Annotated in this window: 21 protein-coding genes; 7 read left to right on the top strand and 14 right to left on the bottom strand. The window is 53.1% G+C overall.

Annotation, left to right across the window (positions count from 1 at the left end):
• The 4 genes from MTX78_RS19975 to MTX78_RS19990 form a co-directional block, all read right to left on the bottom strand.
• Complete coding sequence (locus MTX78_RS19975; RefSeq protein WP_243797728.1) at positions 1-663, bottom strand: spermidine synthase; 663 nt, start codon at positions 661-663, stop codon at positions 1-3.
• A gap of 20 nt (positions 664-683) precedes the next feature.
• Entirely contained in the window at positions 684-1,598 is a 915-nt protein-coding gene (locus MTX78_RS19980) for a TraB/GumN family protein (RefSeq protein WP_243797730.1), read from the bottom strand.
• Positions 1,599-1,759: 161 nt separating this feature from the next.
• Positions 1,760-3,178 (bottom strand): PQQ-dependent sugar dehydrogenase, encoded by a 1,419-nt coding sequence (locus MTX78_RS19985; protein WP_243797731.1) that lies wholly within the window; start codon positions 3,176-3,178, stop codon positions 1,760-1,762.
• A gap of 70 nt (positions 3,179-3,248) precedes the next feature.
• Positions 3,249-3,827: a GNAT family N-acetyltransferase gene (locus tag MTX78_RS19990; protein ID WP_243797733.1), complete on the bottom strand. Its 579-nt coding sequence runs from the start codon at positions 3,825-3,827 to the stop codon at positions 3,249-3,251.
• 542 nt (positions 3,828-4,369) lie between these two features.
• On the opposite strand from MTX78_RS19990, the gene MTX78_RS19995 reads away from it, so the two are divergent.
• Positions 4,370-6,631 carry a sensor histidine kinase gene (locus MTX78_RS19995; RefSeq protein ID WP_243797734.1) on the top strand — a complete coding sequence of 754 codons (2,262 nt, stop codon included), beginning with the start codon at positions 4,370-4,372 and terminating at the stop codon, positions 6,629-6,631.
• Between the two features lie 156 nt (positions 6,632-6,787).
• On the opposite strand, the gene MTX78_RS20000 is transcribed toward MTX78_RS19995, so the two are convergent.
• The 6 genes from MTX78_RS20000 to MTX78_RS20025 form a co-directional block, all read right to left on the bottom strand.
• Positions 6,788-7,618 (bottom strand): phosphosulfolactate synthase, encoded by an 831-nt coding sequence (locus MTX78_RS20000; RefSeq protein WP_243797736.1) that lies wholly within the window; start codon positions 7,616-7,618, stop codon positions 6,788-6,790.
• Between the two features lie 151 nt (positions 7,619-7,769).
• Positions 7,770-9,167, bottom strand: a complete 1,398-nt coding sequence (locus MTX78_RS20005; protein ID WP_243797738.1) for a tetratricopeptide repeat protein — start codon at positions 9,165-9,167, stop codon at positions 7,770-7,772.
• 219 nt (positions 9,168-9,386) lie between these two features.
• Complete coding sequence (locus tag MTX78_RS20010; RefSeq protein ID WP_243797739.1) at positions 9,387-10,379, bottom strand: NAD-dependent epimerase/dehydratase family protein; 993 nt, start codon at positions 10,377-10,379, stop codon at positions 9,387-9,389.
• 79 nt (positions 10,380-10,458) lie between these two features.
• Positions 10,459-11,142 carry a tyrosine-protein phosphatase gene (locus MTX78_RS20015; RefSeq protein WP_243797741.1) on the bottom strand — a complete coding sequence of 228 codons (684 nt, stop codon included), beginning with the start codon at positions 11,140-11,142 and terminating at the stop codon, positions 10,459-10,461.
• A 105-nt stretch (positions 11,143-11,247) separates the two neighbouring features.
• Positions 11,248-13,722 carry a polysaccharide biosynthesis tyrosine autokinase gene (locus MTX78_RS20020; protein WP_243797743.1) on the bottom strand — a complete coding sequence of 825 codons (2,475 nt, stop codon included), beginning with the start codon at positions 13,720-13,722 and terminating at the stop codon, positions 11,248-11,250.
• A 54-nt stretch (positions 13,723-13,776) separates the two neighbouring features.
• Complete coding sequence (locus tag MTX78_RS20025) at positions 13,777-14,577, bottom strand: polysaccharide biosynthesis/export family protein (RefSeq protein ID WP_243797744.1); 801 nt, start codon at positions 14,575-14,577, stop codon at positions 13,777-13,779.
• A gap of 345 nt (positions 14,578-14,922) precedes the next feature.
• On the opposite strand from MTX78_RS20025, the gene MTX78_RS20030 reads away from it, so the two are divergent.
• From MTX78_RS20030 to hpf, 4 genes are all read left to right on the top strand, one after another.
• Positions 14,923-16,062 (top strand): acyl-CoA dehydrogenase family protein, encoded by a 1,140-nt coding sequence (locus tag MTX78_RS20030; protein ID WP_243797746.1) that lies wholly within the window; start codon positions 14,923-14,925, stop codon positions 16,060-16,062.
• A 145-nt stretch (positions 16,063-16,207) separates the two neighbouring features.
• The gene (gene rpsU / locus MTX78_RS20035; protein WP_243797747.1) at positions 16,208-16,405 is read left to right on the top strand and encodes a 30S ribosomal protein S21; all 198 of its coding nucleotides are present in this window, start codon (positions 16,208-16,210) and stop codon (positions 16,403-16,405) included.
• Positions 16,406-16,549: 144 nt separating this feature from the next.
• Positions 16,550-17,437 (top strand): tyrosine-type recombinase/integrase, encoded by an 888-nt coding sequence (locus MTX78_RS20040; protein ID WP_243797749.1) that lies wholly within the window; start codon positions 16,550-16,552, stop codon positions 17,435-17,437.
• A gap of 36 nt (positions 17,438-17,473) precedes the next feature.
• Positions 17,474-17,773: a ribosome hibernation-promoting factor, HPF/YfiA family gene (hpf, locus tag MTX78_RS20045; protein WP_243797751.1), complete on the top strand. Its 300-nt coding sequence runs from the start codon at positions 17,474-17,476 to the stop codon at positions 17,771-17,773.
• A gap of 118 nt (positions 17,774-17,891) precedes the next feature.
• On the opposite strand, the gene metK is transcribed toward hpf, so the two are convergent.
• From metK to MTX78_RS20065, 4 genes are all read right to left on the bottom strand, one after another.
• Entirely contained in the window at positions 17,892-19,154 is a 1,263-nt protein-coding gene (gene metK, locus MTX78_RS20050) for a methionine adenosyltransferase (RefSeq protein ID WP_243797752.1), read from the bottom strand.
• Positions 19,155-19,336: 182 nt separating this feature from the next.
• The gene (locus tag MTX78_RS20055; protein ID WP_243797754.1) at positions 19,337-21,796 is read right to left on the bottom strand and encodes a S9 family peptidase; all 2,460 of its coding nucleotides are present in this window, start codon (positions 21,794-21,796) and stop codon (positions 19,337-19,339) included.
• 115 nt (positions 21,797-21,911) lie between these two features.
• Positions 21,912-22,559 (bottom strand): HD domain-containing protein, encoded by a 648-nt coding sequence (locus MTX78_RS20060; RefSeq protein WP_243797756.1) that lies wholly within the window; start codon positions 22,557-22,559, stop codon positions 21,912-21,914.
• A 64-nt stretch (positions 22,560-22,623) separates the two neighbouring features.
• Positions 22,624-23,088 (bottom strand): GNAT family N-acetyltransferase, encoded by a 465-nt coding sequence (locus tag MTX78_RS20065; protein WP_243797757.1) that lies wholly within the window; start codon positions 23,086-23,088, stop codon positions 22,624-22,626.
• 200 nt (positions 23,089-23,288) lie between these two features.
• Between MTX78_RS20065 and MTX78_RS20070 the strand changes: the two genes are divergently transcribed.
• Both MTX78_RS20070 and MTX78_RS20075 read left to right on the top strand, forming a co-directional pair.
• Complete coding sequence (locus MTX78_RS20070) at positions 23,289-24,698, top strand: PQQ-dependent sugar dehydrogenase (protein WP_243797759.1); 1,410 nt, start codon at positions 23,289-23,291, stop codon at positions 24,696-24,698.
• Positions 24,699-25,317: 619 nt separating this feature from the next.
• Positions 25,318-26,691 (top strand): Nramp family divalent metal transporter, encoded by a 1,374-nt coding sequence (locus MTX78_RS20075; RefSeq protein ID WP_243797760.1) that lies wholly within the window; start codon positions 25,318-25,320, stop codon positions 26,689-26,691.
• The last annotated feature ends 36 nt before the right edge of the window (positions 26,692-26,727 follow it).

Raw genomic sequence — 26,727 nt, forward strand, 5'->3', positions numbered from 1 at the left:
TTAAGCCTGTGCTTTCTGGAGAACCAGCAGGCGGTTCAAAAGCTCTACCTCTAGTTCTTTCACTGTAAAGCCTTGCTTTTCTAGGTAGATGGCCAACTCCTCACCTTCCACCTCCAACGGTACGTCGGTGAGGGTATTGGCTAGCACGTAGCCACCGGGGCGTAGCAATTGCTGTAAGGCTTGCCAGAACGTTGCTGTTCGAAGGCCGTCGGGCAGGTATAAGTCTACAAACAGATCCACAATGATTAGCCCGAAGTGTTCTTTCGGGGCGCTTTTCACCCATTCAAACGCATCAGCACAGACAATCTCTAACTGTGCATCAGGCCGAATACCGAACTCAGCGTCCGCAAGCTGAATCATCACTGCATCCAGCTCGACGGCCGTGATGTGCCCCTGGTACTGCAGTTCTTTCCGTAGCGTAGCCACCACCGATCCGCCCCCTAACCCCAGCAACAAGGTGTGGCTCGCCTGCTCAGGTGCCACGAACATAAGCCCATAGCGCAACACGCGTTGCAACGAGCCATAAGAGTAGTTGGCATGGGGCGTGTCAAGCACCTTCTGGCCGTGGTGCCAGGTTATCTCCAACTGCCCGGTAATGGGCGAATGCACGGTGCGGGTAAGGGGAACGATATAGCTCAGCAGGCGGCGCAGCAGGTATAGCATGGGCCCGCAAAGGTAGGAAGCTACAGCGCTACTGGGCGAACTTGGTACCCTTGCTGCCGCAGCAAAGCCAAAACTCCCTTCGAGCCACCTAAGTGCGCGGCTCCCACGGCAAAGAAGGTGGGTTTCGCTGTGGCATGGCGTTCCATGTCGGCTATCCAACGCTGGTTACGAGAGTCGAGCAGCAGGTCCTCATACTGCTGAAATCCGAACAGGCTCTTCGAGGTCATGACGCGCAACTGCTCTACATCCTGGGTTTTGTAGAGCGTCATCATCTGTTGAATTTCCTGCTTGGCAGCGGCCTCCTGGTTCACCATGTCAGCCAGCATCTTGCTTTGTTCGGCGTACGGAATCTTGTCGAAGAGGCCGAGTTGCTCTTGCACAGTTTCCAGCCCCAGCACTTCCTTTTTGGCTTCCTGCGCCATCTTCACGAAGCTAGTTTCATAGCTGGCCGGCGTGCAGCCCAGCAACACCGGATACAGCATTGAACTCAGAATAAAGGGCTTCACAGCGCCTACCGTTTCAATGGGCAGCTTGGTATTTGCCTGTAAGTAATTGCCAACGGCTGTGTAATCGGTAGCGGAAAGAAGCTGCTTCAGAGTTTGGCCACCGCTCATCAGTACGTCGCTTTGCATTTCCTGCATCATGGTGGGGCTGTCCATGTCCAGCTCCATCACCACCTGCTCGGTTTCACTGAATTTCTGCTTGAGCTTGTCGCTGATTTGCAGGTCGGCCGGGCACACCAAATGAATGGTGCCATACACATACGATGGCTTGGCAAGGTCTTTCCCGGAAACTTCCCAGAGCAGCGTTTTGGTGGTGCCCAGCACTGTGGCTGTGGCGGGAGAAGCTGCTTTCTTAGCAACCTTTTGCGCCTGCGTGGCAAAAGAAGTGAGTACAAGCGCAACAAACAGAACAAGCTTTTTTGACAGAAGCATACAATGCATAGTAAGACGATGGAAAGGATACTGCATAGTTCGCCAGTTCTGGCAACGCATTACAATGCCCGCCACTTTTTTCGGTCCGCTCCTTCCCGCTAGAAAACAAACGAGCCGCCCGAAGCAAGTTCAGGCGGCTCGTTTGTTTGCGCTGTGTTGCTTTAGCGCGCTACGCTAGCAAGCGTTGAAGCTGACTTTTGGGCTGCGGCTGCGGCTTGGTTGGACGTCTGGCTGCTCGCCACCACTCGCCACACCTTGTTTCCAGCATCATCCAGCACCAGCAACGACCCGTCGGGCATCTCCGTGACTCCCACTGGCCGACCATACACTTCCTTGGTACCGTTGTTCAGCACGAAGCCGCTCACAAAGTCTTCGGATTTGCCAGTTGGCTTGCCGTTTTGAAAGGGCACGAAAACCACCTTATAACCAGTGAATTCTGAACGATTCCAGGAGCCATGCTGGCCTACAAAAGCGCCCTGCTGGTACTTGGCCGGAAAGGCCTTACCATCATAGAAAGCTAATCCTAATGAGGCGGAGTGCGGTGCCAACGGCACCTCTGGCACCACGGCCTTCTTCACCAGATCAGGCCGTTCTCCTTTGCGGCGCGGATCTTCGTTTTGCCCGAAATACGAATAGGGCCAGCCGTAAAATGCTCCAGGCTGTACACTAGTCAGGTAATCGGGCACCAAATCGTCGCCTAGCTCGTCACGCTCATTCACAGCGGTCCATAGTGCTTTCGTAACGGGGTTCCAGTCCATCCCGACCGGGTTGCGCAGGCCAGCGGCGTACACTTTTTCCCCCGATCCATCCGGGTTGATTTCCAGAATATTGGCGCGGCGCTGTTCGTACTTCATGCCGTTCTCACCCACATTGGAACTGGAGCCCACGCTCACGTATATTTTCGAGCCATCAGCACTAGCCAGTAGGTTGCGAGTCCAGTGGTTGTTGTAGCCTTTGCCTGGCAGCGACAAGATTTTCTCCCCTGACCCCGTGATTTTGGTTTGACCAGGCTTGTATGCATAGCGCACAACACCATCGGTATTAGCTACATAGAAGTAGTTGCCCAGTACCAGCATTCCAAACGGCTGATTTAGGTTGGCCAAGAAGGTTTCGCGCACATCGGGCTTGCCATCTTTGTTGGTGTCGCGCAGTAGGGTAATGCGGTTGGCACTGGTTTCCTTCAACGACTTCGAGGGGTCGAGGTCGAGTTTGGCTGTCACCTTCTTTTTGAAGGAAGTTGGAATGGTGTTAGCCTCTGCCACCAGTACGTCGCCGTTGGGCGTGACATATGCCCAGCGCGGACTATTTAGCTCGCCGGCATATTCGGCTATCGTAAAGCCAGTTGGAACAACCGGCGTTTTGCCAGCAGGCCAGCCAATCACCTTGCTCCGTTTGGTCGTAGACTCAGTGGCGTAGGGCTTCGGCAACGCCGGAGCTGAAGCAGTTGGAGTGGCGGCTGGCGCTGCTTTCGTGGCAGCGGGAGTGTTGGTAGGAGTGTCAGCGGCAGGCTTGCCTTGGTTGCAAGCAGCAGTCAGGAGCAGTAGGGTGGCTGCTGACTGCTGAAAAGGAAATCGTAGCATACAGGGAAACAGATGAGTTTCCTTGTACTTCTTTCTCTGTGTTATAGTTGCGCTGTTTCTATGCCTGATTTCACTCGTGGTTTTGGCTTGCTTCCGTTGCGTTAGGTGTAAGCAGAGAGTAGACAGCAGAGTCCAAAAAATTACCCCGGAAGAAGTAGTTTTCTCGGAAATAAGCTTCCTGCACAAAGCCGTGCTTTTCTAGTAGCCGCTTAGAGGCCATGTTGTTGGGGTTGATGGTAGCTTCTATACTATGGAGTTTCAACTGCTGAAACCCGTAAGCAAGCACCGCAACCATTGCCTCGCTCATAATACCTTGCTGCCAGTAAGCCGGATCCAAGCCATATCCTATTTCGGCCCGGTGATGATCGGCCATGATGCGCCACAAGCCAATGGTACCAAGCAATAGGTCGTCTGTTGGTCGCACAATGCCCCAGGTTATCCCTAAGTTGTCGGCGGCACTCTGCTTTATTTTTTCGATGAGTGCTACCGTTTGGGTGAGTGACGTATCTGGCTCACGGTCGAGGTAACGTATAATACGCTCATCGGAACGCTGCGCAAGCATAGCCGGTCCGTCTGATTCACGGAGCTGGCGAAGTACGAACCGAGCAGTCTGAAGTTCCGGAAACGGAGTAAGCTGGATGTTTAGCATGATCTTGTTCTGGTATAGGCTACCAGCTTCTATCGATTGAGCTTTATGGAGTGATTGTGAACCTGCTTATCTTCCGAGAATACAAGCATACTTCAACTACCCTCCGAATTGTACATAATACATTGAAATGGCTGAACGCATAGACCACTAAACAGCCCTTGCTTCCATTTCGGGACGACGTGGGGCTTTGTTTGCTTGGCTTCTTGATAACTTGGAATTCGGAAGCAATGTAGGCATAAGGCCCTATGACCGGCCTGTTAAAAAGCCAACAAATATAAGATAATTGCTTTATTCTAAGGCGTTAAGAATAATAGCCTCAGTTCACTTGAAAGGGCTATTTCAGATTATTATTTGCTTGGCCGCAATCTTATTTCACCAATTTAAACGTATAATGTATTAAAATGGCGAGGCCATAGTAGTAATCTGGGAAATATGAAATATACTTGTAATAGTTTAATGTTATGATATATAGAGTAACGGGAATTAAACCCGTCTTTTAAGCAGCTCCCCCTTACTGACAAGTTGCTTTTCGCGCCCTACTAATGCCTTTTGCTCCGATTACTCAGTTGACGTCACACCCGTTTGCTGAGGCCTTTTCTTATCTGCCCACCCCTACTCTTTTGCTTGACAATGATGGAAACATCGTAGCTAGCAGCGTAGGCATGGCGGAGCTTAACCTAACTGCGGTACCAGCAGCGTTGGTTGGCCGTTCCTTGCAAGACGTACAGTCGCAGCTAGGGTCGGTAGCCACTGCATGGGCTTATGCATACAGCGTTGTTCGCTCTACTCCTTGGGTACAGCCTCCCGTTCTGCTGCCGGTGGCTTCTTCTACTGGCGCTAAACAAGCTACTCGTTGGTGGCAGCCTTCTTTAACGCGTATAGCACTAGGCACAAAAGCTGAAAGTTACTGGTTGGCCACCGCACATCCGGTTGCCGCGTCATCACCCAATACAGCAACACCACAGCCAGCTCCCGAGCCGGATGAGGTAGCTCAATTGCGCGATGCCTTGGCGTACCTGCCAGGCTACGTGCTGACTGTACGTGGCCCAGAACATCGTATCAGCTATGTAAGCCCGAAGGCAGCTGCTCTGCTCGGGCAGAACCAGTTGGTAGGCCGCCTGGTAGCTGAAGTGCTAACTTCCTTGCAAATTCCGGAGGCCTTAGCGGCCCTTGATAAAACATACCAAACTGGCCAGCCATTCGCAGCACGCGAGCTGGCGCTCAACAATACTGCAGAAACTCCGCAGTATTTCAACGTCAGCCTGCAGCCCCTGCACGACGACAAGCAACATATCACGGGCGTCCTGGTCTTCGGCCAAGATGTAACCAGCCGTGTCCGGCAGGCTTCGGTAGCGGCATCGGCCACTCCTCACCAGGAAATTGTAGAGCATCTGCCCCAGATTACCTCTATCAGCTCTGCTGAAGGGGTAGTGGAATACTTGAGTCCTCAGTGGTTCACGTACACAGGACAATCTGCGGCGGCGCTGTCTTCCCACGATTGGGTGGATGCCTTGGATTCCGACGACTGGACGCAGATACTGCATGATTTGCCTGAGCACCTGCGCAAAGGACAACCCTGGAGTTGGAAGGCTCGGATCCGACGCCACGATGGAGTGTACCGGCTGCACATAGCGCATATGGTCCCTGCCCGCAATGAGGCCGGCCGAATCAGCCGCTGGTATGGCACCATCACTGACATACAAGACCAACGTCCTGATATATCGGGGTCTGCCGCCAATCCGCAGGACCCGGACCCCTGCCAAGAACTGACAGATACGATACCGCAGCTACTCTGGACACTCAACCCAGATGGTTCGCCCGACACCCTGAACCAGGCCGCAAACAAGTACATAGGCCCTGACGCGCAACAACGCGCCGCGCAAAACAACCAGAATGCATTTCCAGGGCAGGAAGTGGTGCAAGCCCTTTTTGACTATCAGCACACTGAACGACCGACTGTAGCGTGGGAATATCAGAGCCAGATTGAACGGCATGACGGCGAGCTGCGCTGGTTTCTGCACCGCGCCCAACCACTCCGCAACGAGCAGGGCGACGTGGTGAAGTGGTATGGCACCAGCACCGATATCCATGAGCTGAAGCTACGTAGCCTCGGGCTACAACAGCAAAACGAGAATCTGATCCGCAACAACCGCGAACTGGATGCTTTTGTGCAGGCTGCAGCCAATGAGTTGCGTCAACCAATTCATAACCTGCAAGCACTGTTCGGGCAGATGCGTGAAGCCGTTACGTTCCATGACCCTGACGCGAATGCGCTCCTCGTTATAGTCGATAACAGCCTTAGCCGCTGGAACAAAACGGTGCAAAATCTAGTGCAGCTAGTGAAGGCGTTGGATCAACATAAGCTCCCAACCGAAGAGCTATCATTGGCTACCGTAACGCGAGAAGCATTGCTAGGTCTGCATCCTCATCTGCGGGCTTCAGGTGGCGAAGTCTCCACCCACTTTCAGAGCTTACCAACGGTGTCGTATGTACGCCCGCACTTGCTGAGCATTATCACCAATTTGCTTAGCAACTCCATCAAGCAGCACGATCCTAGCAGGCCCCTGAAGTTGCGGTTGGAAAGTAAGTCCAGTGCCAACGGTCGTGCGCAGCTGGTCGTGCAAGACAATGGACTGGGGCTAGAACCTTCGCGCGGCCAAAGTCGCGCCTTTCGCCCTCAGTCTTCGGCATCTTCCTCAGCCGCGAGCCTATATTTGATACACCGCATCGTAGAGGACCACGGCGGCCGCCTTGATGTAGAAAGTGTACCGGGCGAAGGCACTACGTTCTGCGTTACGCTGTAAACAGCTTCATGAGTATACCATAAGCAAGGGCCAACTGGTTGATACCAGTTGGCCCTTGCTTATGGTGCTGTTGCGCAGTTCCGCAGGCAGTGCTTCTTGCTACATGCAACAAAGCTCATTTTGTTGAACAAACACCTACTCTTCTTTCCTTGGGGCTTAGCCCCGCGGCATTGAAGTACCCGGCTTGCCAGTGGGCTTCTCAGGGCGGAAATCGGGGTCCACATTATCCATGTCGAGGAAGTGGGTGAACGTGTCGCCGCGCAAACCGAGCCGGATGGTCTCCAAGCTTACAATTTCATTCGGTGCAATGTTGCCCAAATTCACATTGGCTCCCAAAAGCTTGATGAACCACACTTGCTGCGCTTTCTGCGGAGCTTCCCAAAGGATTTTTTCGAACGGAATCTGCGTCAGAATTTCTTCTACCAAGCCGGAGCGCACTTCTCCCGTGCTGCGAAACAAACCAACGTTGCCGGCTTCCCGCGCTTCACCAATTACCTTGATGGCACCGGCTTCCAGCTCGGTTCTCATCTGCGAAATCCACTTGTAGGGCGGGATGATCTTCTCAGCATCCTTGGAACCTACCTCCGACAGCACCTTCACTTCCTTGGAGAGTTCCCGGATATAGTCCAGCTTCCGGTCGTGGTTGAGGTCGATCGATCCATCCGATACCTCGGCGTACTCCATATCGAACTCCGACAACAGCCGCCGGTAGTCATCAAACTGATTGCGAATGATGAAGGCCTCGAACAACGTGCCACCGAAGTACACGGGAATACCGGCCTCTTTGTAGACTTCCAACTTGCGCTTAAGATTAGGCGTCACGTAGGAAGTAGCCCATCCGAGCTTTACAATATCGGTGTAAGGAGCGCCTACTTCCAGGAAGTCTTCGGTTTCGCGCACACTCAGGCCCTTATCCATCACCATCGTGAAGCCTTGCTCACGGGGTTTGTCGGTACGTTCGGGCAGTTGGGAGAGGTTGTAATTCATTCAGTAGAGGAACTAGAGTTCTTGAGGGCCAGGATGTGGTAGTGTTCATCACAAGCCAGAAAAGCAATGCGACAAAAGTACGGGCAAAACAATAGGCACAAAAAAGAGCGTGGAATCTTGGCCTCGACCATCGTTCCACGCTCTTTACACTTTATTTTCTGTACTGGTCAATCAGGCGGGCTAAAGCTTTTTGAGACTCTAGCTCAGGAAAATAGTCGAATAGCAACCGGTGTTTGTCGAAATCGAGTACTAGCGCATTTTCCAGTGTCTCGTAGGCTTCGCGGTACCGGCCGGCGGCCAACAAATATGCGCACAAGCGGTAATGTAGCTCTGCCTCTATCGGCTGCACTTCCACCGCGTTGCGCATCAAGTCGATAGCACCGTCAAAGTTGCCTTGCTCGTAGAGGATAATACTCCAGTTAAGCCACGCGTCCTTGTTGTCAGGAGCGGTTTCGGTGGCCTTCTCGTAGGCTTCAAGCGCACTTACCACGTTGCCAACCTGGTATTCGGCGGCGGCAAGTGCTAGCCAGTATTCTACGCTTTCGGCGTAGAGTTCCACGGCTTTACGAAAGAAGTGGATGGCTTCGAAATGCCGCTCTTGCTCGTTCATTATAATACCAATGCCGAACCATGCCTCATCCATCTGAGGATCCAAGTCAATGGCGCGTTGGTAAAAACGACGAGACAAATCCCACTCCCGTAGCTTCTCATGGCACTCGCCAATGTTGCACAAAGCTTCGGGAGTTGGCTTGCCTTCCTCGTAGCTCAACTCGAACTCCTGAATTGCTTCCCGGTACTTTTCTTGGCTGACGTAGGTGCTAGCCAAGTAAGCGTGGGCTTCTTGGAACTTGGAATCAATAAGGATGGCGTACTCGAAAGCTCCTACCGCTTTGTCTAGTTGTTCCAACCGGTAGTATGCCTGCCCTAGATTATACCAAGCCACAGCCGAGTACGGGTCTTCGTCAGTGAAGCGCTGAAAAAAGTCCAGATTGCTTTCCAGCCGCTCGCTCACTTCCAAACAGTACAGCAGCTCTTGCACAGCTACGTCATTCTCGGCGTTTAGGCGCAAGCTTTTCTTGTAGAACTTGGCAGCACTCTTAAACTTCTGCCAGCTCTGGTAAGCTAGACCTAAGTTGAAATAAATATCGTCCCGGTCGGGGGCCCGCTCAGTGGCTTGCAGAAAGAAGGCAACGGCTTCAGCAAACTCTCCTTTTTGGGTGGCAATGATGCCACGAGTTACGGCAATGTCGGGGTTGTCAGGATCAAGTTGAGCTACATCTTCAATCTGGGTGGCGGCAGCAGTGTATTCCCCCTTCATGGCCAGCACCTGCGACCGGTCAATCAACAGTTCTGTACTGAAAGGGTACTGGGCAATGGCAGCCTCGCAGGCCTGTAATGCTTTGTCGTATTGAGTGTTGGTGGTATAATGGTCGATGATATTTTCGAAGTCGGCCAAATCAAAAAAGACGGGCTCATTGTGGGCCACCATCCGCTCGAAACGGCGCACAGTGTCCAATACCTCGTCCCGGTCCTCAAAATTTTCGTTCATTCTCATTCAGCTACTATCAAGTGCCAGACCGTCAAAACGGCAGCCTCAGCAGACTTAGTCGGGTAGAAATGCCCTCTGAGAGGGTTATGGCCTAATATACAACAACCGCACCGGAGGCCGGCAAGTTCATGATGAAATGGTGCGTACGAGCTAGTTTCTCGGATAGCTCAGTTGTATACGGGCAGACGTACGCTAACTGGCTGTTTGCCCGCTACGTTGCTACTTCACTAGCTCTTTGCAACACCACTCTATCGTTTCTGGGAGCGGCCGAAATGTCTTTCCCGTCGTGGCTTGCACTTTATCAGCCAAATAGATGGTAGGCCTGCGGCCCGCTCGGGCCGTGTCTTTGGTGATAAGGGGCCGGGCCCCGGTCAGCATAGACCTAACATGTTCTAGACGCCAGATTGTTTCGGCAGCCCAATGCGGCACAGCAACGGTGGGCGGCTTCTTCCCAAAGCAGATAGCTGCTTGCGTCAGCAAATTACGGAGCGGCATGGCTCCTCCGTTCAACACGTACCGTTCTCCGCTAGTAGCCGAGTCTAGCGTCAGATGTAGCATCATATCCACCACGTCGCGCACATCCACCACGTTGATATTGCCATCGGTATAGAACAAATGCTGCTGCCACGCATACCGGAACAAGCGTGTACTGCTCCGTGTCCAGTCCGCAGGGCCCAAAATGACAGAAGGATTTACCATAACGGCTTGTAGCCCTTCGGATACTCCGCGCCACACCTCAAGTTCTGCTAAATACTTCGATGTAGCGTAGGCCCCGTGGGCAGCACCTAGGTCCCACTTGCTCTGTTCGTCCAGCAATTGAGGCGTAGTGGTTGGATGCTCCTCTTCCGCACTTTCTGATCCGCCGCCCAGTGCTGCTACCGATGACACCTGGCAAAGCCGCACCCCTATTGTCTCCAAACAAGCATCCACTACTGCCGCCGTGCCTTCTACGTTCACCTGAAGCAATGCCTCCTCGTCTTGCGGAGCGTATGAAACCAGGCCCGCACAATGAAAAACGTGTGTAACACCTGCCAACGCGCCTTTCAGTAAAGAGGTGTCTCGCACATCCCCTTCAACCCATTCCACTACTTCGGCACCTTCGATGACAGGAATCTGCTTGCGGTAGAGTGCGCGCACTGGCAGACCGCGCGCCACCAACGCCGGAATCAAAAAGCTACCTACAAGGCCGCTACCCCCAGTGACGAATATCATGAATTGAACAGAAGCCTGGCTGATTATTCACACTACCTACTAAATGGTCGGCCATACAACCATTCAGTACCTTCATTGTCTACAAGCTGCTGTTCAGAAGCGGCATAGATAGCAGCTTGCGGAGGTATTCTGTTGACAACGTCTTGTCGCGTAATACATTGATATGCTTTAAGTTGTGAGCATCCGTGCCAACCATATCCACCATCTGCGCATCAACTAGTTTCTCGGCAACTCTCTTCGCCCCCGAAGAATAATAGCCAGCCAGCGAATTAAGATTGAGTTGCAGCAACGCACCATTATCGCGCACCTTCTTCAACTCATCGAAACGGCCGTAAAAATAAGTGTAGCGTTCGGGGTGAGCCAACACTGGTTGGTAGCCCATGCTTTGCACTCGAAAGATAGTCTCGGCCAAGTTGAAAGGCTCGTTGATGTAGCTCGTTTCAATCAGCAAGTACCGTTTTGTTCCTCCGAAAGTAAGTAGTTCGTCGCCATGATCAAGCCGTCGACCGAACCACTCATCGAGGTAATACTCGGCAGCGCACTGCAATTCCACGTTCGTTATACCAGCCTGTTTGGCAGCTGTTTGCAATGCACTAAGAGCAGCTCGTATTCCCTCAGGGGTGTTCTTATAGAAGTCCCCCATTATATGAGGAGTCATTACCAGTTTCCGCAAACCCAACCCCTGCAACTCTCGCAACATAGCCACCGATTGCTCTACGGTCTCGGCGCCATCGTCAAGCCCTGGCAAGAGGTGTGAATGCATGTCAGCCACTAGAGGAGCTAGACCCTCAGGAAGTGGCACCATTGGAGCTGGCTTACTCCCAAACCACTTTTGCAGTAAGGATACCATAAGAAGCCGAAATAGATATCAGGAGAAACGTTTCCGTAGACGGCTGAGTGCACCTTCAGCAGGCTTAGTTTCCTCGTAGTATCCTTGCCCGTAGCCGTAGCCGTACCCGTACCCGTACCCGTACCCGTAGAGGCCGCTAGCTCGGGCATCATTCAGAATCGTGCATAGCCGGGTGAAATTATTGGCTTTAATAAGCTTGTTGATATTCTTTAAGAAGGTCTTTTTAGAATAGTTGGCACGTACTATATAGATTGGAATATCAGCCTTGCGCATGATTAGAATACCGTCCGTGACCAGTCCTACTGGCGGCGTATCTATTAAAATGACATCATATACCTGATGCAATTCGGCCAGCATTTCATCGAAGCGCGGGCTTAAGATCAACTCTGATGGGTTTGGTGGAGTTGGTCCGGCAGAGATAAAATCCAGCGTAGGAATGGAAGTATGCTGCACGCATTCCAACACCGTGTGTTTCTCGATAAGGATCGTGCTAACTCCTTTTACGTTTTCAGCCCCGAATGCCAGGTTCACTTTAGGCTTGCGCATATCCAAGTCAAGGATCACCACGCGTTGCTCTGAGAGGGCAATGATGCCCCCGAGGTTAACCGATACAAATGTTTTGCCCTCGCCCGAAATAGTAGAGGTAACCGAAATCATACGCTTCTTCTTCGAAGAGCTGATAAAATCCAAATTGGTACGAATAGACCGGATCGACTCACTGATTGCAGATTTAGGGCTCTTATCTACTACCAACTTCGACACAGACATTTTCTCCTTGTCGTAAGTAGGAATCACTCCAAGCACTGAGGCCGTCGTAGCGCGCTCCAATTCCCGCACGCTCGTGACAGTATTGTGCATGAGGTAGCGCACAGCTATTAACCCTAGTCCCAATACAATACCGCTGGCTAGGCCAATAGCATACACCATCAGCCTAACCGGTGATATAGGAGCACTAGGCATACTTGCTGGCGAAAGAATCTGAAAGTCGGGGGTGGTGCCTGCAATGGCAATCAGAAAGTCTGCCTTTCTCGCCATTAACATGGTGTACGTACCAACATATTGTGCTAGCGGACGTTTCAGTCGGTCTTCTTCCGTTGCTCTTTCAGGAAGCAACTGAAGCTCATTGTCGAAAGTGTTACGTTTTTGGTCTAGTAGCGCTGATTGCTTCCGAAGTTGGTCCTGGCTTTGACGCAGGGTGCGCTGCACATTGCCTTTAACATAGTTTACCCGATCTAAACGTGACTGGACCGCTTCAGTCGTCTCTCTGTTTGAACGTCTTACCCGACGCAAGTCAAATACCAGCCCATTCAACTCGCCTAGTTGCTGCGAAAGCTGTGCATCTGCCAGTGTGTTCAGCCCTGGTATACTCTCTTCCACCGTCATGTCTTCGCGAGGAGCTAAACTTTCCTGATCAACCATCTTGGCCAAGTCAGCGAGAAGCTGGCGCTTTTCGTTCAGTTCTAGTCGTTCCTCCTCTATCTCTTCGACGCGCCCCTTGAGTTCCGCTACAATAGATCGAACATCATAGGTTTTAGTTCTGCGTACGAAGTTTTGCAGGTTCTCTTCTGCATCCTGTAAATTCTGCCGGTTCTCATTCAGCTGCTGATCCAGAAACTTTAGCTTCTGGGCACTAGCTGCACTTTTCTGGGCTAGCTTCTCTTGTAAGTATACCGTGTCAATTTTGTTGACAATAGCGCGAGCTTTCGCTGGGGTATAGTCTTGAAAGGAAATCTGGATGGTATTCGCATCCGGATTCACAATAGACACCATCAGATTCTGGTCGAGGTACGAATTGATAGCGCCCTCGTCGTTGATGACGAAGTGATACTTTCGGTCTAAAACCTCTTTGTTGAACATGGCGCTAGGCCGAATCAACAACGTCATGCCACCAACTTTGAATGGCTGATTAAAGGAATGTTCGCCGCTCTGGGTCTGGCCGGCAACCGGGTAGCTCAGTTGGAAGGTTTTTGTGTCTGTAATGTCAAGGCTGAACTTCGTGTTATACAAAATATCACCTTGGTACTCCACTACAAAAGGAGACAAGCCGTACAGTTCGGATTCCAAGACAGTTCCCTCAGCATAGTAGGTTACATTAAGGCCCAGAGAATCGCGAAGCCGCCGATAGATTATGTTCGACTTAATGAGCTCAACTTCTCCTGATAGCTTGTTGATGCTTTGACGGTTTTCAACTCCAGTGCCAACAATACCACCCAACCCAAGTTCGCCGGCTTCCGTCTTCTCATCAAGCTTCAGAAGCGACGATGATTGATAGAGCGGTTTGGTATAACGCAAAAATAGCCAAGAGCCTGTTACTCCTAACCCAATCAATAGGACCACCCACAACAAACTGCGCCGGGCTACTAGCAGTAGCGTATCGAAGTCAATTCCGCCTCCCTCATCAGTAGACTCTGGCTCCAAGATAGGCGTAGCGCTTCCTCCTCCGGTAGCGTTACGGATCAACTCCTCAAGTTCGGCGTTTTCGTTAACGGCCATTTAATGGAATAAGAATTTCGGTGCAAACGAACGCTGGAAATAACCAGCATTCCATCAGAAAGTCCTGCTAATGCTAATGAATGCGAGAAGGGTAGTAATCAATGCACTTGCCAAACCAATTGTTGGGCTCGCATCAATCAAGGCATCGGAGAACGGTCGACGAACTGGTTCGATATAAATGATATCATTAGGCTCTACTTGCAGGTTGGCCCGGCGCATACCATTTATCGTGGTTAAATCTATTTGTTCGACCTGAGGATTTTTTAGGTCACCACGAATAATGCGGATGTTAGAAGCCTTTCCTCCCGACCGGTACAAAGAAGAGCCACTGCCACCACCATCGATACCACCAGCCGCTGCCAACACCTCAATTAAGTTCATATTATCATTTACGAGCGGAATGATTTTACCGCCCACGGAGCCCAGCACAACTACTCGGCTATTCGTGACACGCGTTACAACGAATACGCCCTTATAGAACTCCTCATACCGCACTCTTAGTACACTGTCCGCCTGAACTAGTGTGTAGCCTGTCACTTTTATCCGATTGATCAGGGGAAGCCGAACCGTGCCATCAGTCTGAACGGGGAATTCTGAATCGCCAGCCTCTGACCCAGCGGCCTGGCCTGTACCAGTAGACAGCGTACGGCTCCCATTAGCACCTGTAGGGAGCATACCAGCTGGAGCTCCAAACTGCAGTTCACCGTTGGGGTCAATGATCCGCTCGCCATTATTGGTATATACCCGCACAGCCAACAAATCATTTGGCTGGATGATATAGTTCCGATTTACCCGATTTACTACGCCTCGTAGGCGGATCGTATCCAGCCCTTTACCATCACTAAGGCGGAACATGGTACGCTGATTATAGACGCGAGCCGTACCACAAGATGACAGCATCAGCAAAAACACTGCGCATAGTAGCCAAAGGTGGGAAACTGAGCAGGAGGCGGATTGACGCATGCAGACGGAAAAACTGGAAAAAATGAAAGGATAGCCTCTGGGAAGGCGGCGTCCAGTTAAGTAAAAATGCCTTAAAAACCTTCAAAGTAACCTAATTGACGCGCGCTTTCAAAATGGAGGACTCCAGCCGGAATCCTATACGTAGCTAGAGACAAGCCAAAATCGTACCTTCACGAACCCAAAACCGCTCCTATTCGGTTACTACCTCAAACCCCACCCTCTTCACTTCTTCTGCCCATGGAACTGGTCGCTACCGAAAACCAGACAATGATTGCCCAAATGGTGCGTGACTTCGGCGCGCAACATATCAAACCCCACATGATGAAGTGGGACGAGTCGCAGGAATTTCCCATTGATGTTTTCCACAAGCTAGGTGAACTTGGCTTGATGGGTGTATTAGTACCGCAGGAATACGGTGGTTCCGGCTTTGGTTACACTGAGTATGTAACCGCCATTGCGGAGCTATCCAAAATCGACGGAAGCATAGGGCTCAGCATGGCGGCTCACAACTCGCTGTGCACAGGCCATATTCTGCAGCACGCTTCCGAAGAACAAAAAAGCAAGTACCTCCCCAAGTTGGCTTCTGGCGAATGGATTGGAGCGTGGGGCCTCACGGAGCCAAACACCGGCTCTGATGCGGGCAACATGCGCACCGTAGCAGTTCAGGATGGCGACTATTATGTACTGAACGGCGCTAAGAACTTCATAACGCATGGCAAGTCCGGCAATGTGGCCGTAGTTATTGCACGCACCGGTGAAGTAGGTGATTCGCATGGTATGACGGCTTTTATTGTAGAGCGTGGCACACCAGGTTTTGCGGCGGGCCGCAAGGAAGACAAGTTAGGCATGCGAGCTTCCGAGACGACAGAGATGATTTTCACAGACTGTCGGGTGCCTAAGGAAAATGTAATTGGCAATGTTGGCGACGGATTCGTTCAGTCGCTGAAAGTGCTTGATGGGGGCCGGGTTAGCATTGCGGCACTAAGCTTGGGTATTGCGCAAGGTGCCTACGAGGCAGCCCTGCAGTATTCCAAGGAGCGGCAACAGTTCAACCAGCCCATCAGCAACTTCCAAGGAATTGGCTTCAAGCTGGCAGACATGGCTACGGAAATCGAGGCAGCGTCTTTGCTTACTTATCGCGCAGCCGACATGAAAGACCGCGGCCTGAACGTGAACCGCGAGTCGGCTATGGCAAAACTGTATGCCTCGGAGGTAGCAGTCCGGACGGCCAACGAGGGGGTCCAGATTTTTGGGGGCTACGGCTACACCAAAGATTATCCGGCCGAAAAATATTATCGTGATGCCAAGCTTTGCACTATCGGAGAAGGCACTTCCGAAATCCAGAAGCTGGTTATTGCGCGCGCACTTCTGAAATAAGAAGCTTGGATTACACTGGTTTTACGCAGATTTCCGTGATTTGCACCGCCTTATCATTTGAAATCTGCGTAATGCATTTTTAATCTGTGAAATCCGTGATTATCTTTGCGGCCCTTCAAAGCTGAGTTTTCAACCCCATTGACATATGATCATCGTACAAATCAAAGAGAACGAGTCGGTTGACCGCGCGCTTAAGCGGTTCAAAAAGAAGTTTGAGCGCACGGGCGTGCTGAAAGAACTGCGTCGTCGCACGTTCTTCCAGAAGCCTTCTATTACCAACCGTAAGCAGAAGCAAAAGGCCATCTACAAGCAGGTGACCTACGGCAACGAGGCTAACTCGTAGTTGTTCTCTCCGTCACGGGTTAAAACCGGCTGATGTGCCTCTAAGGCGCGCCAGTCGGTTTTTTCGCGTCTATCTGTTTCGATTTTTTTCCTGCGTTGAAATCCATACATTGGTTGTCCAGCCCAACAGGTCGGCACCCGATGCATGGATTTATTTTTCAATTACCTCCGGTCTGAACGCCGCTACAGCCCCCACACGCTGCTGTCTTATCAGACTGATATGCGCCAGTTTGCTGAGTACCTGAACGCTACGTACGAGCTAACTGATTTGTCGCAGGCCGACCATACTCTCATCAGGTCGTGGGTGGTGACGCTGATGCAGCAGGACCTTGATCCGCGCACCGTTAACCGGAAGATTGCCTGCCTTCGCTCCTACTTCAAGTTCTTGCTCACAACTAATGTTATCGGCCGCAACCCGATGCTGCGCATCAAGGCGCCGAAGATGGCCAAGAAGCTGCCCGAGTTTGTAGCTGAAGACAGCCTAAACGGGTTGCTGAACTCGTTTGAATTTCCGGACACCTTTGTGGGCGCCCGCGACCAGTTGGTGCTAGAGCTACTCTACGGCACTGGTATCCGGTTGTCGGAACTGATTGGCATTACGCCCGACGACGTGAATCTGCACGGCCAAACGGTGCGTGTAACCGGCAAGGGCAACAAGCAACGCTTGGTGCCTCTCAACCAAAGCTTGGTGGCTTCACTGGAACGCTATATAGCGTTCCGAAAGCGAGAAATAGGCAATTCTGACAACACCCGTACAGCGCTCCTCGTTACAGACAAAGGTGAGCCTATGTATGAAAAGCTCGTTTATCGAACTGTAAAGCACTATTTAAGTCAGATAACAACCTCTTCCTCTCAACAGCACCCTCACGTATTGCGGCATTCCTTCGCAACGCATTTGCTTAATAAGGGAGCTGACCTCAACGCCATTAAAGACCTGCTCGGGCATGCAAACCTAGCTGCCACTCAAGTCTACACGCATTTGTCGATCGACAAACTTAAATCTGTTTTTGAACAGGCCCATCCAAAGGCCTGAGTTGTGTTCCTTTTTTTACTTTAAACCCTACTACCGATGAAAGTACAGATGCATTCGGTGCATTTCGATGCCGACCAAAAATTGCTCGACTTCATCCAGAAGCGCCTCGACAAGCTTGAAACTTTCTATGACCGTGTCACAGAAGGCGAGGTGATTTTGAAGCTGAACAACAAAGATGGAATTGACAACAAAACTGTAGAGATTAAGCTATTCGTGCCGGGTGCCACTCTTTTCTCGCAAGAGGATGCTGCTTCCTTCGAAGCTGCTACTGATGCCGCTACCGATGGTTTGAAACGACAGATCACCAAACATAAAGAGAAAGTAACCAGCCACTAGGCTGTTCTTGATTTTCATTTCTGCCGCAACTTAAGCCGCATCAAAAAGCCCCGCCTTGATACCAGGCGGGGCTTTTTGATGTTCTGAGAATAGAGCCACAGGCTCTTGCTTCCCTATATTACAAACCAAATTCAGCTTTGATTTTGTCTACGTAGTCGAGTTTCTCCCAGGTGAAGGTTTCAACCGTACGGGTTGTGCCATCCAGTGCTTGCACCTCTTTGGTGCCGGGCTGCCGGCCCATGTGGCCATACGCTGCCGATTCGGCGAAGATGGGGTTGCGCAGTCCCAAGCGCTGTACAATGGCGTAAGGACGCAGGTCGAAGAGCATTTGCACCTTCTCGGCAATTTGACCGTCGGTGAGCTTCTGGCCGTCGGTGCCAGTTGCTTTGGTGGTACCGTAGGTGGTTACGAACACGCCTACTGGGTTGGCTACGCCAATGGCGTAGGCTACCTGCACCAGCACTTGGTCGGCAACGCCGGCGGCAACTAGGTTCTTGGCAATGTGACGGGTAGCGTACGCCGCGGAACGGTCCACTTTCGACGAGTCTTTGCCCGAGAAAGCACCACCACCGTGTGCGCCTTTGCCACCGTAGGTATCTACGATGATCTTACGGCCTGTTAGACCAGAGTCGCCGTGGGGGCCGCCGATAACAAACTTGCCCGTAGGGTTGATGTGGTGAATGATGTCGGCGGTGAACAGCTTCTGTACGTCGGCGCCAAGCTGGGCTTTCACACGAGGAATCAGAATGTTCTTGATGTCGTCGGAAATGACGGCTAGCATTTTGGCTTCGTCGGTATCGAAGTCGTCGTGCTGGGTGCTGACTACAATGGTCTCGATGGCCTCGGGCGTATTGTCGTCGGCGTAGCGGATGGTTACCTGGCTCTTGGCATCGGGCCGGAGGTACGTCATTTCCTTACCTTCGTTGCGGATCTTCGATAGCTCCTGCAGCAAACGGTGCGACAGGTCGAGCGCCAACGGCATGTAGTTTTCAGTTTCCTTGGTGGCGTAACCGAACATCATCCCTTGGTCACCGGCACCTTGCTCTTCGTCGCTGGCGCGCTCAACACCCTGGTTGATGTCAGGCGACTGCGCGTGCAAGCGGTTCATCACCTCGCACGTATCCGCGTTAAACAAATACTCCGGTTTGTTGTAACCAATGCGCCGAATAACTTCGCGAACGATAGGCTCCGCTTCTACACGTGCCTTCGACTTAATTTCGCCGGCTACCAGCGCGAAGTCTGTTGTAACGAGAGTTTCGCAGGCGACTTTAGAGGCAGGATCCTGGCGCAAATACTCGTCGAGAATGGCGTCCGAAATCTGGTCGGCTACTTTATCGGGGTGGCCTTCCGAAACAGATTCGGAAGTAAACAGGTACGGCATCAGTAGTAGATAAGTGTTCAGCGGACGAGGCCGGTAGCCCCCGCCCTGCCACAGGGCAGGGTCGCAAAGCTACTATTTAGTTGGGAGTTGTGACAACTTGAATTTCCAGAACCAGTTTGACGCTTACCCTAGCACAACAAGTAGCGCAACTGGCCACGACCTAGAAAACCGCTTCGTTTCTCTTAATTCCCGGTCCCACCGCTTCCCTGCACAGGCTTCAGGTTCGTTTCGAACAACTTTAGAATCCGGCGGTATTCGTCGGTCCAGGAACTGGGCTCCTCGAACCCGTGATTTTCAACAGGATACACGGCTAACTCCCAATTCTCCTTTTTCAACTCAATAAGACGTTGAGAAAGACGCACGATGTCCTGAAAATGAACGTTGGTGTCCACCATCCCGTGGCACATTAGCAAAGCGCCTTTCAAGCCAGCGGCGTAGTTGATGGGGGAAGACCGCGCATAGGCCAGTGAATCGTTGTAGGGCTCGTTGAGGATGTTGTCGGTGTAGCCGTGGTTGTAGTGGGCCCAATCCGTGACGGAGCGCAGCGCAGCGCCGGCCCGAAACACATCAGGCTGCGTGAACATGGCCATCAGGGTGATGAAGCCCCCATAGGAGCCACCGTAGATACCAATGCGCTGGGCACTCACGCCATACTTCTGGGTAAGTAGTTTGGCGCCGTCCACTTGGTCGGTTAGGTCGAGGCCACCCATGGCGCGGTAGATGCCGGTTCGTACGCCCCGGCCGTAGCCAGCAGAACCCCGGTAGTCGATATCGAGCACTGTATAGCCTTTGTCGGCGAGCAGGTTGTGGAACATGTATTCGCGCGAGTATTGGCTCCACCACTTGTGGGCGTTTTGCAGGTAGCCAGCACCGTGCACAAAAATTACGGCTGGTCCTTGCGCCTGCGGGGTAACTGGCCGATACAGCCGCGCGTACACGTCGGCGCCGTCCTGGGCTTTGTAGCTGATTACTTCCGGCTGGCGCCAGGCGTAGCTTTCAAATTCGGGTGTGGTGCTGTGGGTCAGCTGGCGCATGGCTTTGGTACTGCCGTTCACTTTGTTGGGCATCACATAGAGTTCCCAAGGCTTGTTGGAGGCGCTATAGCGTACGGCCAAGGTCTTTTCGTCGGGCGAGATGGAGACTTCATTGCCTCCCACTAAGCTTGTTACTTGCTGAAGCGGCCCTCCTTCGCGCGTCATGTGGTAGAAATGCTGCTCGCCGGGGTGGCTGGCATTGGCCGTGAGGTACCACGTTTTTTTGTCGCGGCTGAGTTGGGCTTTTTGGATTTCGAAGTTGCCTTTGGTTAGCGCCTTTTTCTGGTTGGATACTACGTCTACGGTGTAGAGGTGCGAATACCCGGTTTCTTCGCTTTGAAACCACACGCGGCGGTTGTCGAGCCAGCCTACGTTGCCTTCGTCGTAGCCGATGCCGGGGCCGTTTATCCAGGCTTCATCCCGCTGCCGGTCGAGCATGCTGATTTTTTGGGTGGCGGGGTCGAGGGCAACAATCCACCGGTCTTTGTTGTCGGCGGAACGCACTACCAGGAAAGCCCGCTGCCCATCCTCTGACCAGAAAGGCCCAAACGGCCGGACGCGGCGTAACTCGGTGGCTGGTTTCTGTTTTTTAGCTGCTGCCTTGCTAGAATCCGCGGGTTGAGGCGCTTTGGCGGGCAATTGGTACTCTTTGCGGTAGGCGGGCTGCTCGTCGAGGCCTTTTAGCTCACGGTAGCCGAGCACGAAAGTGGTATCCCGCGCCACATCATAAACCCCTAATTCGTAGGCGGTTTGGGGGCCACCCACTTTGGTACGCGCCGACAAGTCCTCGGTGAACCCCGAAGCCGTAACGAAGCTAGGCACTACCGTTGCCTTCACGCTGGTGGGTTCTTGCACGAGCGTGTAGGTGACGTACCGGCCATCGGGGCTGAGCTGCACGTCGCGCACCGACTGCTGACCGAGGTAAATGGCTTTAGGTCGCAGCTTGGCTAATGCCCGCTGCTGCTGCTCCCGTGCTTTTTGGTCTTGGTCGCGCTGCCGAATTACTTCAAACAGGGCTAATTGCTGGGCCCGCAGAAACTTGTCGGATTGGTCGAGCAAGGGGGTACCGGGCCGGGTGCCACGCCGAAAATCGGTGCGCTGGGTGGTTTCGCCAGTGGCGGGATTCCAGGTGTAGAGGTTTTGGGCGCGGGTGTAGACCAGCAGTTGGCCGCGCTGCGCAAAGCCAGGGTCGGTTTCGCGCTCGGCCGTGTTGGTTACGCGCCGGGTACGCTGGGTCTTCAGGTCGAGCAAGTAAATGTCGCCGTCTTTCTCATACACTTTGCGGGTGTACGTGGCATCGTAGCGGCCCTCACTGGCTGGCATAGCACGCTGTGCCGCCGCACTTACTTTGCGCGGCGCACCACCGGTTGGTGCTACTTGATATAGAGAATCACGCCGGTTTTTGTCGGGATTCCAGTTGAAAAAAATCTGTTTGCTGTCCTCGCCCCAATATACCCCCGACGGCGAAGTGCCCAGCCATTGCGCCTGGTCGCGCATTATCTTCTCAACGGTAAGCGGAGCCAGGCTGGTGGCCGTTCCGGCGTTGGGGGTTTGAGCAACAACTGAGGATGCCGTAAGCAGCAATCCAAGACAAGAGAAAAAGCGCATCAGTGACGTGAAGATGGAAGAAGCAGTACAACTTTAACGGCGGGCAAGGACACGGGCCGCGGACCGAATGTTGCAGAAAAACACGGCAGTAACAGCACCCTATGGAGCAACCAGCCTACAAACCATCGTTTTCCCAGGCGTGCAGCTCGGCTTGCAGATTGCGCCGGGCAGCGGCGTCGAGCCGGTCTCGGTAGGGGGCAGTTCGGTAGAGGACGGGCGTTGTCAAAAGCTTTTCCAACACGTTGCGGCGCCCCTGGCGGTAGAGCATGTCTGGCACTATGCTGTATTCGGCATGTATTTGCCGGGCGTATTGCCAATAGTCTTTTTCCGAAGCACCCAATATGCTAAGGTCCGCATCGAGGAATAGCTGCAGGTCGGTATCGTCGTCGGGGTGCGCCTGGGTGTGGTCTTTGGTGCGTTCGATGAGCAAGGCAACTCGTTGTTGCCGGTTTTCTTCGAGGGTAGTTTCGGCCAGAAATTGCAAAGCCAGCTCTGCACTCCGGGTTTCGTTGTCGCTACGCAGCGGACTGTACACGGCGTCGTGAAACCAGACGGCTAGCTGCACTACGGGCAGGTCGTGCAGGGTGACAGCGTCGCGTTGCACCGCATCGAGCAGCGCCTGCACGTGGTGCAAGGTGTGGTAATGCCGGCCAGACTTACTGTAAGCGGCAAGCAACTGCTGCAACGTTGCTTCACGGCGCGCTTCGCTGGCAAGTATCGGGGTCGTTAGCTGGTGCCATTGAGCGGCCAGGGCAGAGTTCATTGAAAAGTGGAATTGCTACGTTGGAGACTAAAGATGCCACACGTTGGGGCAGGACGAGCGGCCTTCAATTGGCGGTTTCGGCGCCGTAGGGGTTGGTCTTTCTCACTTCCAGGTAGCGTTCCGGAAACGCCAGCTCCTGGAATCCGAACTGCTGATACAGCGTGTGTGCGTCAAGCGTGGCCAGTAACTGGCGGCGCAGGCCTTGCAGCTCGGGATGCGCCCACACTACGCGCATCAACCACTTGGAAAGCCCATGGCCCCGATAGGCGGGCAGCACGAATACGTCGCAGAGCCAGGCAAACGTGGCCCGGTCGGTGACCACGCGGGCAAAGCCTGCTTGCTGACCATCAGGAGCGTAGAGCCCGAAGTTCAAGGAATTAGCCAAGGCACGCGTCACAGTTTCCAGCGGAATGTTTTTGGCCCAATAGGAATCTTCCGCCAAGTAGCGGTGAATGGCCCCTACGTCCAGCTGGGCGGGGTCGGTGCTGATACGGAACTGCTTGGGATGATGAGACTCTAGATGCAGCATATCGATTTTCAAGCGAAATGATTTGGGCTAGGAAACAACAAAGGGGTTCCCGAAGGTAACTTCTTGCTACAAGACGGCGGCCAGCTGCCTTGCCTTGAATTTTTACAACCAAGATGGCACGTAAGATCATCCAAGGCAGACTTTGTTTCGTTGATTAGGGCAGTACTATATCTCATCTATCACCAAACGTTTCACCACGCATGAAAGCTTTCTCTACTCTATTGTTGTTCAGCACTTTAGCGGTGCCGGCCGTGGCCCAGCAAGGGCCGGTATTGGCCACCTACACGGTCGGCAACACAACGGTTTCGGCGTCGGCTCTCACTGGCAACCTCGACACGCCATGGGAGCTACTCTGGGGACCCGACAATTTCTTGTGGATGACCGAACGGGCTGGCCGCATCAGCCGCATCGACCCCACTACTGGCCAAGTACTCCCCGTGCTTACAGTAGCCGACGTAACGGAAACCGGCGAAAGCGGCCTGCTCGGCATGGCCCTACATCCCGACTTTGCTACTTCGCCCTACGTATATGTTGTGTACAACTACACCAATAACGGCACGCTCCAGGAGAAGCTGGTGCGCTATACGTACGCTGCCGCCACCAATACGCTCGGCAGCCCGCTAATACTGATTGGCAATATCACGGCCACTACCACTCATAGCGGTTCGCGCTTGCTCATTTTGCCCGACCGTACTATGCTCATGACCACCGGCGACGCACAGATTCGGTCTGATGCACAAAACCGCGCTTCGCTGAACGGCAAGATCCTGCGCATGAACCTGGACGGCACCGTACCCGCTGACAACCCAACGCCGGGTAGCTTGGTGTACACGTTCGGCCACCGCAACCCCCAAGGCTTAGCGCGCGCCACTTCCGGCCGGGTTTATAGCTCCGAGCATGGCGAAAACGTGGAGGACGAAGTGAATCTAGTTGAAGTGAACCGCAACTACGGCTGGCCCAGTATCGAAGGCCTTTGCGACCAACCCGCCGAACAAACCTTTTGTGCAGCCAATAATGTACGGGAGCCGCTAGTTTCTTACACCCCTACGTTGGCAGTAGCAGGCCTAACCTACTACGCTCACCCAGCCATTCCGGAATGGAACAACTCGCTGTTGATGGTTAGTTTGAAAGCGGGTACGTTGACTCGCCTGCAACTCAACACGGCCGGCGACCAGGTAGCCAGCCAAAATAACGTATGGTCTGGCACCTACGGGCGCATGCGGGCCATCTGTGTATCGCCGCAGGGACGCGTGTACGTGGGCACCAGCAACCGCGACAATCGGGGCAACCCCGCCGCCACCGACGACCGGATTCTAGTGCTTGAAAATCGTTCTTACATGCCAAGCGCTGTGAAAAATGGCTTGTCTAGCTTGTTGCGGATTTCGCCTAACCCCGCCACCCAGAGTGTTGCCGTAAGGCTGCCCTCCGCGGCTGGTAGCCGCGCCACCATACAGCTGCGCGACGTACTAGGCCGGGCCACTCGCACGGTGGAAGTAGCAGCTGGCCAGCAGGAAGTGAACGTGGATTTGAATGGCTTGCGGAGCGGCATGTACATGGTGCAAGCCCAACTTGGTGACACCCAGTACACGCGCCGGCTGGTAGTGCAGTAGCATATACCACACCGGCTAAGTAAGGCTATCTGGCCGTTTGGAGCGGTATATAGCCTTATAACAACCATAAAAAGAGCGGCGCCGTGTTGGCGCCGCTCTTTTTGCATTCAATCAGTTGTCTATTTCAGTGCTGCTTTCCGAGGGCTAGTGGTTCAACTGATGCATAAGCGCAACGCGTTGAAGCCTTTGTCTGCCTCTGCACGTCCAGGGCCTGTATAACCGGCCCGCTGGTGTCTGCTACCATCTGCTACATGAGGTGAGTGGTAAGACCAATAAAGGCTGGGGGAGTTAGCGGGCTGTTCATACCTGATCCTGTGAAAGAGAGGATGCTGCGGAAGAGCATCGTTCCTTTTTTTATGGGTTTGGGCGCCAAACAGCTATACCAACTGTGGTTGCCTGCCGTAAATAGCCGTAACGAACAGAAAAGCAGTGCTACTGCTTGCTAGGCCTGTTTAGCAAAGCCTCTCGCTATGAAAACATACGGCTAGTGCTTGTGGCCTGAAATAGCTGGCCTCGCATGAAAACTATTTCGCACGCTTGCCAGTATTTACACCGTCTTAAAATTATTTTTAGGCAACCCTAAAAAACGTATCTTGTGAGTTCTTTAGTACCCGATTATATGCCTCCTCTTACCGATACCCCACCAGTACCAGCCGAACCCCTTGTTGCTCCCGAAGCCGGATGGCGACGTGCACGTACCGGCCCGTCGCTGAGTGAAGTGTATGCCAGCATAAAAGTGCCGGCTCAGAATGCTTCTTTTTGGCGCAAGCTGCTGGCCTTTTGGGGTCCGGGCTTGATGGTAGCAGTTGGCTATATGGACCCCGGCAACTGGGCCACCGATATTGCCGGCGGTGCCCAGTTCGGCTACACCTTGCTGTCGGTTATTTTGATTTCCAACCTGTTTGCGATGCTCTTGCAACACCTAGCTGCCAAGCTAGGTATCGTGACGGGCCGTGACTTGGCGCAGGCCTGCCGCGACCATTACTCGAAGCCCGTAGGCATGGTCTTGTGGTTTCTGTGCGAAATAGCCATTGCTGCCTGTGACTTGGCCGAAGTTATTGGTTCGGCCATTGCCCTCAATCTGTTGTTTGGCTTACCACTGGCATGGGGCGTGGTGTTAACCATTCTCGACGTGTTGGTGGTCTTGCTGTTTCAAAGCCGTGGGTTTCGCGTGCTAGAGAGCATCGTTGCGGGGCTTATTGTGGTCATTTTCGGCTGCTTTCTCTACGAAATCATTGTTTCCAAGCCTGATTGGTTTGGCATTCTGGGCGGACTAGTGCCTCAGCCCCAGGTGGTCACCAACCCGAAGATGCTGTACATCGCCATCGGAATTTTGGGTGCTACGGTAATGCCGCACAACCTGTATCTGCATTCCAGCATCGTGCAAACGCGCGCCATCGAGCAGACAGAAGGTGGCAAGCGCATGGCCATCAAGTTTGCGACTATCGACTCGACGGTGGCGCTGTTTATGGCGTTTTTCGTGAATGCGGCTATTTTGATAACTGCTGCGGCGGCGTTTCACCGCAACGGTCACTACAACGTAGCCGACATTAGCGACGCGCACAAACTATTGGCTCCAGTGCTAGGTGCCGGTGCCGCCAGTGCGGTGTTTGCAGTGGCATTGCTGGCTTCAGGCCAGAATTCTACGCTTACGGGCACGCTGGCTGGCCAGATTGTGATGGAAGGCTTCCTTAACATCAAGCTCAAACCGTGGCTGCGCCGCCTGATTACCCGCAGTATTGCGGTAATACCGGCCCTAATTGTAACACTGCTCTACGGCGAAAAAGGCACCGGCGAATTGCTCGTTCTTAGCCAGGTGATACTCAGCTTCCAGTTGAGCTTTGCCGTGGTACCCCTGGTCCTCTTCACGGGCAGCAAAGACAAGATGGGCGTGTTCGTAAACCGGCCCCTGATTCAGGCAGTAGCTTGGCTGGTGTCGGGTATTATTATCGTGCTCAACATCTATTTGCTGTACGAAACCTTCTTCGGCTAAACCATGAAATGCGTGGCGGCGAACAAGCCCCCACGC

Origin of the sequence: Hymenobacter tibetensis, from assembly GCF_022827545.1 — a bacterium.
Classification (GTDB): Bacteria; Bacteroidota; Bacteroidia; order Cytophagales; family Hymenobacteraceae; genus Hymenobacter; species Hymenobacter tibetensis.